Annotated in this window: 4 protein-coding genes; 3 read left to right on the forward strand and 1 reads right to left on the reverse strand. The window is 36.1% G+C overall.

Annotated features, from left to right (window positions below; translation table 11 throughout):
• Positions 1 to 51 precede the first annotated feature (51 nt).
• On the reverse strand, positions 52 to 2,211 hold the full coding sequence (locus tag V3Z67_RS13840) for a TIM-barrel domain-containing protein (protein ID WP_330443869.1): 2,160 nt from the start codon (positions 2,209 to 2,211) through the stop codon (positions 52 to 54).
• A 576-nt stretch (positions 2,212 to 2,787) separates the two neighbouring features.
• On the opposite strand from V3Z67_RS13840, the gene V3Z67_RS13845 reads away from it, so the two are divergent.
• From V3Z67_RS13845 to V3Z67_RS13855, 3 genes are all read left to right on the forward strand, one after another.
• Positions 2,788 to 4,575, forward strand: coding sequence for a tetratricopeptide repeat protein (locus V3Z67_RS13845; RefSeq protein ID WP_330443870.1), 1,788 nt, complete (start codon positions 2,788 to 2,790; stop codon positions 4,573 to 4,575).
• A 182-nt stretch (positions 4,576 to 4,757) separates the two neighbouring features.
• Entirely contained in the window at positions 4,758 to 10,679 is a 5,922-nt protein-coding gene (locus V3Z67_RS13850) for a choice-of-anchor J domain-containing protein (RefSeq protein ID WP_330443871.1), read from the forward strand.
• A gap of 126 nt (positions 10,680 to 10,805) precedes the next feature.
• Positions 10,806 to 10,934, forward strand: a 129-nt coding sequence (locus V3Z67_RS13855) for a type IX secretion system membrane protein PorP/SprF (RefSeq protein WP_330443873.1), incomplete at its 3' end; no start/stop codon positions are given.

Consider the following 10,934-nt stretch of genomic DNA (forward strand, 5'->3'; position numbering starts at 1 on the left):
AGGTTCTGTTGTATCTGTTCATAAATCAGGCAACAGAACCTTTATCTCTTATTATAATTTTACTTTTATCGTATTTTGTAGGGTACCATTACCCGTATAAACTTTTTTATTTAGTATAACTTGTACATGTACATTTTCTAAAATAGTATAAGGATCCATATTTCCTTCTTTATTATGTATTTTTACAAATACCTTGTTTCCCTTTTTTTGAGCAGTAAACTCGATTAAACTAAATTCTCCTTTTTCAAAATTCCAATTATCACCTTCATCAATATAAAGTTTGCCAAAAGCCTTACCATTCTCGTCAAGACAAACTATAAGGGTGAGCGGATCAAAAGAGTTTTCGGTAGTATTCTGAATAATTTTACCTATTGGCAGTATACTTCCTCCTCTAATTTTTATTTTAGCCTGATAAGTATCTTTTAAGTCACCATCAACCAAACTAAATTCTTCCCAAATACCAGAAGGCAATGCCGGATCTTTTGCAAATGAAGGAATTACTAATAAGTCTTTACCTAATAAAAACACTTGTTCTTCAGCCCTAAGTTCTAGGTCTTTACTGTCTGCAAAAAAAACAGGAGCCATTACAGGTAGTCCAGTTTTATGAGAACTATAGAATAAAGTATATAAGTAAGGTATTAAACGATATCGTCTCTCTAATGCAATTCTTGAAGATTTTTCAATATCTTCTCCGTAGGCCCAAGGCTCTTTATTATTTGTTCCTGCACAGGCATGTCCTCTTGCAAAGGGCATAAATGCACCAAATCCAATCCAGTTAGCCCATAAATCACCACTTGTATTTCCTAAAAAGCCACCAATGTCCGGACCATTAAAAGGTTGTCCCGAAAGTCCCAAAGTTAAAGACATTGGCACAGATAGTTTTAAGTGTTCCCAGCTGGCATAATTATCTCCTGTCCATGTTGCAGCATAACGTTGTCCTCCTAAAAGATTAGCCCGGGTAAGTAAAAAAGGTCTTTTTTCGGGATTTGTATTTATAATACCGTTATATGAAGCCTCAACCATTAACCTTCCGTAGGCATTATGATACAATAAATGTGAGCCTGAGGGCAAATAATCACCTCCTCTGTGGGGAGTATCATAAGGCATAGTTCCCAAGCGTAAATTTTCAGGTAACTCATTGTCATTAACTGCAGGTTCATTCATATCGTTCCATACACCATCTATGCCTGTATTTAGAAAATCTTTATAAAGATCTGCCCACCATAATCTTGTTTTTGGCATCGTAAAGTCGGGAAATGTACAATCACCAGGCCATACTTTTCCATGGTATTCTGTACCATCCGGGTTTTTAACCCATATATCATTTTTAGTGCCCGACTGGTAAATATGGTAATTCTCATCTACCTTTACTCCGGGATCAATCATGTATACAGCTTTGAAACCTTTTTGGTGTAATTTATCATTAAGACTTTTAGGATCAGGGAATCTTTTTTTGTCGAAGGTAAAAACTCGGTATCCATCCATGTAATCAATATCCATCCAAATAACATCACATGGAATTTTTTTTAACCTGAATGTGTCTGCTATCTGAAGTACACGCTCTTCTGAGTCATAAGAAAATCTGCATTGATGATATCCCAATGTCCATCGGGCAGGCATTTTAATAGTACCAATAAGTTCAGCAAGGCCTTCCATTACAGCTTGTGGAGAATCACGATCTATTACATAAACCCTAAACAATGCACCTTCTGAATTGTATATTATTTTGTCAGAATTTGTAATAAGTTCAGCTTTCCACGTGCTATCAAATAATATTCCGAAAGCTGTTCCATCGGCCCGAACCCCCATAACCCAAGGGTGTGTTTGATAGAGCCTTTTGCCATTTTCAACACTATATGCTCCGGTATCCGTATTCCAGAGTTTAATTGATTGGTTATTTCGTAACAAAGGACCAGTAACTTCTCCGCCACCATATAAACTAACATCTCCTTCCAATGAAAGTGTTGCACTAGCTTTATTCGCTATTAAAGTAAATTCAGGTATCAATTTCCAACTTTCAGGAAGACTACCCATGTTTACAGGTTCACTCTGCAATATCAGTGAGGGTGTTTTTTCTTTGTCATAACCTTGTGGTATGAATTCGGCAATGCGATTACCAATTAAAGATTTTTTGTAAATAGGAATACTTTGAGAAAATGATATGATACTATAAAACAGGAAAAAAAAGCAATAATATTTATTTCTAATCATTTTGATTAATTTTTAATGTAAAATCAAATATAGACAAATAGAAGTAATTACTAAAACGATTTACTAAATTGAAAATAACTTAACTGTTAGAAGATATAAAGAGGTTTGTTTTTTAATGGATATGTAGTTGGCTTAGATATTACAGTCCTAATTTACAATTTGAAGTTTCAACTATCTCAAAGTCTTCAATATTTATGATACGAGCCAAAAGCGATCTAAGCTTTTCTTCGTCGTTTATAGTAAGTATTTTGTTCATTGCAAATAGCTATATAAATTCTGATGAAGTGCAAGAAAAACAAAAAAAAACTGCAAATCGCTGGATTTACAGGGTTTTACGGGTTTTTGTAAAATTTGGAAAAGCTTGTTTTTCCAAATTTTAACCCTTTTCGAGGGGAGAGATGTACTAGTACAAGGCTGCTGGTTAAATATCAGATATAAAATATTTTTGATTGAAAAAGATCAAATTTGCTAATTTTTGAATGATTGTAATATAAGTTTAGTAAGTAATTGTTTTTTTGATTAATTGGGCTTTAACAATGAGAATTTGTTTACTTTGCTTTTCGGAAAGAATTATTTATGAAATTACACTTCTTTTTAACCTTTTTTCTGTTTACTTTATTTTTTAGCTGTAAAAAGGATGTTTCCCTGCGTAAGGAATCTGATTTATATAATCAGATAAAATCATTTGATTCAATAGCAGCTACTGATAGAGCGAAGGCTAATTTTATTTCTGATAAAGCTTTTGATGAAATAAAAAGAGATACAAGTAACATTTTATTATTAAAAGCATATTACTATAAAACCCGTATTGAAATCATTGAAGGTAATATTGAACAAACAGGGACGTATGCCCAACAAGCACTTGATATTGCTAAAAAGCTTAATGAGGAACAACTAATTAATCAGTTGTATATAGTACTGGGAAACTATTATGTGCAAAAAAATGAATATTCAAAGGCAGCTACTGTTTATTTAAAAGCCCAAAACTATTTTGAACAAAAAAATGATATTGAAAATCTCAGTGCTCTTTATAATGCAATGGGGATTTTTTATTTTGAAACCGGAGACTTACAAAACTCCCGTAATTACTTTGATAAAACCTATTCTATATATAATCAAATAGGAAATGTAAGAGGTAAAGGGCTTTATTATGCCAATGTGGGTAACATATATATGATAACCGAAGATTACTCAAAAGCTTTGGAATATCAGGAACGTGCTTTAAAGAATTTTGAAGAAATTAAAGATTCTGTCAGCATGGCAAGTTGTATGATTAATATCAGTAATATTGAAACAAACCAAAAAAACTATGAGGAAGCTTTAGTAGTACTTAATAAAGCGTTGGATATAGCTGAAAAAGGTGATAACAGCAGATTAAAGGAGAGGATTTTACTGAATTATTCAATTATTTATACTTCAAAGGGAGATTTAGTAAAAGCATCTGATTATGTTAACAGTCATATAGTTTATGCAAAAGAATCGGACTATCCCAGGGGTATTATGGATGGCTATAGACAATTAGCGTTAATTTTAGATAAAAAAGAAGACTTTAAAAACTCAGCTACTTACCTAAAACGTTACTACAAACTAAAAGACAGTATTTACGGATATGAAGTAAAGCAACGTATTGAGGAGCTCAAATGGAGTAACGAGTTTGAAAAGTCTAAAATGGAAAGTGAACTTTTAAAAAGTAAATACGATATAGAGAAGGAGCGTAGTACATCGTTACTTTTTCTTTCTTTACTGGTTATTTTTACTTCTGTTTTGGTTATTAGTCTTGGGTGGCTTTTATATCGTAACAAGAAGAAAAACCTTAAGCTAATAGAGATAGATAACGAACGCCTACATGAAAAGATAGAGCTTGAGCGCATAAAAACAGAAAAAGAAAAAGCTGAAAATGATTTGTTAAAAGTTAAAGCCGACAGACAGTTACTTGAACTGGAATCTAAGAACAGGGAAATAACTTCTATGAGTCTTCAATTACTGGCAAAAAACAAAATCATGTCACAAATATCTAAAGTGATTGATAAGAAGAAGAAATCTACCGAAGAGATAGAGGCAGAGCTCAAATCGATACTTTTTCAAAATCAAAACCAGGAAAAAGACTGGGAACAATTTAAAGAGGTTTTTGAGAATATCCATCCAGGTTTTTATGAAAAACTTAAGAAAAAATATCCTCAACTTACAGCTACAGATTGTAGAATTTGTGCTTACATACGTATACGAATGTCTTTAAATGAAGTAGCTGGATTAATGAATATTTCACTTCAAAGTTTACACACTTCGCGTTACAGGATAAGAAAGAAACTAAAATTAGATACTGATATAAATCTTGATGACTTTATTCTTAATTTTGAGTTATAAAAACATTGTCTATGAGCTTTAATTTGTTATTTTTTTATAATAATCTCATTGTTAATTATTTATATAGGTGTTAATGTTTTATTGTTCAGTATTTGTCTAGGAGTTTGTTAACCTATTTTTTATAGTTTGAGTTTATTTTTGGAATTGTCGTTATGACGTTTAACTATCTAAAAACTTAAACTATGAAAAAATTTACTTTAATGTCTTTAATGTCATTATTGTCGTTTTACATGTTTGGTCAATTACCTCAGGAAGGGTTTGAGGGAACATGGCCTCCCGTAGGATGGACAATAACAGACAATGAGATTGGTACTGAATTCTCGTGGGCGCAAAGTCCGTATGGAAGTACCATTCAACCTCCATATGAAGGAGATTATGCAGCGTATATGGATACGCAAAATGTTCCATCGGGAACTCCGCAAGACTGGTTGGTAACTCCGCAATTTACGGTTCCGGTTAACCCACAGCTACGTTTTTTTTCAAAAATGCTTGTGCCGGGGCTTTCCGGTACTACCGTTAAGGTTATGATATCCACTTCATCAGATCCTTCAATCCTTGCGGATTATGTTCTGGTACAACAATGGACCGATTTGGAGATTAATCCGGATACAAACTATGCAGAGATACATGTAAATCTTCCTGCCTCAGTAGTGGGACAGGATATCTTTCTGGCCTTTGTGCGAGAAGGTGGCACCGACAGATGGTTAGTTGATAACATTGATGTAATTAGTCAGTGTTTTGTGCCTCAAAATCTGAATGTTGACGATATCATGACCAACTCGGCGCATCTAAGTTGGGATGCAGCGGGAGCTTCGCAGTGGGAGCTAGAGCTCATCACTGCCGACCAGGAACCTTCGTATTCAGGAGTAATAGTAACCGGGACCGCAGAATACGACGCTTCTCTCCAGCTCGATACCGATTATAAGTTTTTTGTAAAAGCGGTATGTCAGCCTGGTACTAACGAGAGTGGCTGGGCAGGCCCCTTTAATTTTAGTACAGTCGCATTCGGCTCAACCTGTGAAGAGCCGATAGCTATTACTTCTTCTGATCTTCCTTATTCCATATCAGGAAATACTATTAATAATACGAATTATTACTTTACAGGTACACCAGGGTCTAGCTGTGGTACTACAGTTGTATATCTTAACGGTTATGAAACGGTATATTCCTATACACCAGATCAGGATCAGGTAATATCAATTAATTTGACCGATATTAATATCAGTTATGCAGGATTATTCGTATATGAATCCTGTGCCGATATAGGTGTGGAATGTTTTGCGGGAGCATATAACGCAGGCGCAATGACAGACCTGAATATAACAGAATTAAGCCTTACCGGGGGTACAACCTACATTATTGTTATAGGAAGGGCGTACGGCCAGTCGGTAGGGTACACTATGAATATTCAGGAAGAAAACTGTCCAAAACCACAAGGTTTACAATTTGACAGTATTACCACAGATTCTGTCGCATTTTCGTGGGATGAGGCCGGTACAGCGACCGGATGGCAATTTGCAGTTCAGCCGAGTGGTTCAGGTTTTCCTTCAGGTAATATAGAAGATTCATCGGTTACCAATGGTAGTCAGGGAGGATTAACCCCTAACACAACATACGAGATTTATGTAAGATCTGAATGTGGTGCCGGTTCCGGTGTATACAGCAGTTGGTCTGGACCGGTGAACTTTAATACCGCATGCTTCAGTTTTAATATTCCGTTATTTGAAGGATTTAATTCGGATTCAGCATCGGAGTCCTGTTGGACAGTGGTAAATGCCAACGGGGATAATCTTACTTGGGATCTTAATACTACCTACTTCATGTATGAAGGTAATCAGGCCGCTTCACTCCAAAAACAATGGAATTCGATTGATAATGACGACTGGTTAATTAGTCCTAGTGTAGAGCTTACAGGGAATCAGAGGCTGCGTTATCAGTCCAGGGTAGTATCGGCAACTTATCCCACAGAAATGGAGGTAGTACTTTCTACATCAGGAACTGCCGTACCTTCTTTTACTACAGAATTATTGCCACAAGAAACGATAGCTAACAATGTTTATCAGGAAAAAATAATATATCTTGACGATTATACCGGAACCGTAAATATTGCTTTTCACGTTCCTAACGTAGATACAAGTTCATGGACCCTGTTTCTTGATAGTATTATCATAGAGGATATACCGGCTTGTCCTGATCCTGTTGATTTAACAGCTTCAGATATAACGGATACCACAGCTTCTTTAAGCTGGTCCCAAGGCTATCAGGAAACACAATGGGAAATTGTGGTACAGGAGGAAGACGGCGGCGAACCGATAGAGGATGGTATTTTAATAAATGAAAACACCTATCTTGCTCAAGACCTTGAACCGGCTACTTATTATGAGTACTATGTAAGGGCACATTGTTCTGATAGCGATGACAGTAACTGGATTGGACCTTTTACTTTCAACACTACGGTTTGTGATCCGGCTAATATGTGTAATTATACATTCGATATTTTAGCTACTTCAGGATCAGGTACTTTTTCAAATATTTTGATACATCAGAATAATATTTTAGTTGGTACAATTACTGCGTACAGTGTTTTAAATAATACCGCTACTGTCGCACTGTGTCCTGATGTACCTTTTTCGGTAACATGGAGCAACACTTACTGGAATACTTATACTCAGGAGGTTACCATAACCAATCCGTTTGATGAAGTGGTTTACAACTGGGTTAAAGATGTGACTCCTATTGATACCCCTTTCTTTCAGGGTTGGCCTGTTTGTACTCAGGAACTTTGTCCAAAACCGCAATTGGTTCAGCTTACAGATCAGCAACAAACAACTTTGACAATCGATTGGCTTGAACTTGCAGATGCTACTCAGTGGGAAATATATATTGTTGAAGAAGGGGAGGATGCACCAACTGAAGACAGTGAAGGCATTATAGTGGATGAGCATCCATATATGATTGAAGATTTAAATCCGGGTTCGCTTTATTCGGTATATGTGAGATCGGTTTGTGGTGGGGATGATGGTAACAGTACGTGGACATCTGAAAAGGTTTTTGCTACATTAGTTCCAAACGATAACTGTGATACACCTATAGTGCTGTCAGTAAGCGAATCGGGTTATTGTGATTCGCCGTATCATGCCACATTAAACCTTGCAACAGCTTCTTCTCAGGGGAGTACATGTAGTGATGCATCGTTTGCAAACGATGATGTATGGTTTGAATTTACAGCAACAGCAACTTCACAGATTATGTACATCAGCAATAGGGAAGGGAATAACCTTAACCTTACTAAAGTAGTATATTCAGGTGATTGTGATACTCTTCAGGAGGTTGAATGTATAATCGGAGAGCAATTTACAGATCCTTTATTTAACTTTAATGTTGGTATTAATAATAACGATATACTTTTGGAAGGATTAACTGTAGGTGATACTTATAAAATAAGAGTATTCTCAAACGCTGCTACAGCGAGTAACACACAGTTTGATATTTGTATGGCTACTCCTGTAAGTCCTATACTGATAGATCAGGAGACTTACACTGCTGAAGAGCTTGTAACCACTATTTTTGCCAGTGACAACTGTGCACAGATAACCAATGTAAATACCTCTACAGGTACAAACTATGGTGCGCCTCATAATGGTATAGGTTACTTTTCTCAAAGTACATCAAACTTCCCTTTTGAAGGCGGAATTATCCTTTCCACAGGTAAAGCTGAAATGGCAACAGGGCCTAAAGTCACTACACAATCCTATAACTATTATGATCAGGTAAATAATACCGAGGCGTGGTTAGGGGATCAGGATTTACTGGATTACATGATTGCTTCTGGGGTTGATGATAATATTGTTAACTATTATGATGCCACTTTAATTGAATTTGACTTTATGCCATTTGGTAATGAGTTAAACTTCAATTTTCTTTTTGCTTCCGAAGATTATGGTAAGTTCCAATGTGAGTGGGCAGATGCTTTTGCATTCCTTCTTACAGATGAAGAAGGCAATACCACTAACCTGGCAGTAGTGCCTAATACAACTACTCCAATATCGGTAGTAACAATTAGGGATCAGCAGTATAATGTCGATTGTGATTCTCAAAATCCTGAATATTTTGATAGGGTTTATGATGGTTTTAGAGGCGATTCGAGATATGGCAGTAATAATAATTTCTATGGTAATACACTACCCTTATCAGTAAATGCAACGGTAGAACCAGGACACCAGTACCATATTAAAATGGTTATTGCCGAAAAGAACGATGGTAATTTTGACTCGGCTATTTTCCTTGACGGAAGTAGTTTTGATACCGGAGCATTAAGCCTTGGTGACGATTTACTGGTGAGCACTAATAATGCTCTTTGTAGTGGTGCAACAACTGTATTTGATACTCATTTAGATGAAGAATATTTTGATTTTGAATGGAGTAAAGATGGTGATGTTATTGATGATGCAACAGGAGCTAGTTATATAGTAACAGAAGCCGGTGATTATAGCGTTACGGCTATATACACAGCTTCAGGATGTACTACTTCGGCAGCTATAACAGTAGAGTATTATGAAAATGAGGTTAGTGAACCTCAGGATATCGAAGCATGTTCGCTAACAAATGAAGGAGTTTTCGATCTAACTGAAAATAATGCGGTAGTACTTGAAAATGTGAATGCTGCAGATTATGAAATTAACTACTATACAACAGAGGAAGATGCTAATACAGGAGATGATTTAACAGCTATTCAGGATGCTGCAAGTTATACATCAGTAGCTGCTACATTATATGTACGTGCTTATAACACTGTTACAGGGTGTGCAATAGTATATCCTTTTGAACTTGTTGTATTACCAAATGTAACTGCTGTAATTGAATTTTCATATGCAGATAGTATTTGTGCTATAGGTGATGCAGAAGTTTCACCTACATTGGCAGAAGGGTTCCAAACAGGTGGTTCATTCACATCAAATGATGCCGGACTGGTAATTGATGTCGAAAATGGTACTATTGATGTTGTAAACTCTCAGGTAGGAAGCTATGAAGTGTCTTATACACTAGATTCTTTTGATTGTACTGAAGGAGGAACTTATACTGCAACAGTTGTTATTTCTGCACCTTTTACGCCTGTAACAGAATTTACTTATGCTGATGCATGTATTTTCTCTGAAAATGCCCTTCCTGTTTTAGCAGAAGGATTTACATCAGGTGGTGTATTTAGTTCTGAGGAGCTTACTGTAGATGCTCAAACAGGAGAGGTTTCTCTTGAAAATGTAGCTCCGGGTACTTATAATATTGAGTATGTTGTAAATGCTAATAGTACTGATTGTATTGCAGAAGGAACTTATACTGAACAAATTGTAGTTACAGATCTTATTGCTCCACAAATTGCATTTGAATATGAAAGCCCTTACTGTGCTGATAACGGTATAATTTCTCCATTACTTTCAGATGGATTTGCTCAGGGAGGACTATTTACTGCAGAAGCTGGTTTAGTCTTAGACCCTGAAAATGGTTCAATTGATGTAGAGGCTACACAGCCGGGAACTTACACTGTTACTTATGAATATGTGAATCCTGATACCTGTGAGCAGGGAAGTAGTGAAGCAGAAATAACTGTTTTGCCAGCTGTAGTTGCAGATGTACAGCAAGGATGTAATAACAATGTTTATGTATTAAGTATTAGCGATGTTAATGGTTCTTTTGATATTGCTGATTCAGAGATAAACTGGACAGGTCCTGAAGGTTTTGTTGCCTTTGGAGCTTCTGTAGAAATTGAAGAAGAAGGAACTTACATTGTTGAAGTAATTACAAGTCAGGGATGTGTTATAACACAAACTGTTGAAGTCAATGCTACAGCATGTCTTATTCCTCGTGGTATCTCACCAAATGGGGATACTAAGAATGACAGCTTTGACCTTACCGGATTTGGTGTAACCAAAATAAGCATCTTTAACCGTTATGGTAAAGAGGTGTTTAGTCAGGGAGCTTACACAAACGAATGGTATGGCCAGGACAAAAAAGGTAATGAACTTCCAACAGGTACTTATTATTACTCTATCGAATTAGGTAATGGAGATAGTAAAACCGGATGGGTTTATATAAATAGAGAAGATTAGTATTTTGTTTAATGCGGGCTGTAGTTTGGAGTTTTGGCAGAATTAAAATTTCAAACATAATCATATAGCAAAAAATGAATAAAAAAAACAGCCCGCTATTAACACCTTTAAAAAGAAAACACACACATGAAGAAAATATACCTTGCGGCGCTAGTTGCGCTGTGCGGACTGGCAGATATTTCTGCCCAGCAGGATCCGCACTATACGCAGTACATGTATAACATGAACGTGATCAACCCTGCCTATGCGGGTTCA

This window comes from Flavobacterium sp. C4GT6 (assembly GCF_036347315.1).
Classification (GTDB): domain Bacteria; phylum Bacteroidota; class Bacteroidia; order Flavobacteriales; family Flavobacteriaceae; genus Flavobacterium.

Coding starts and splice junctions, on each gene's coding strand:
- V3Z67_RS13840 (WP_330443869.1), bottom strand. CDS start 2,211: ATGATTAGAAATAAATATTATTGCTTTTTTTTCCTGTTTTATAGTATC.
- V3Z67_RS13845 (WP_330443870.1), top strand. CDS start 2,788: ATGAAATTACACTTCTTTTTAACCTTTTTTCTGTTTACTTTATTTTTT.
- V3Z67_RS13850 (WP_330443871.1), top strand. CDS start 4,758: ATGAAAAAATTTACTTTAATGTCTTTAATGTCATTATTGTCGTTTTAC.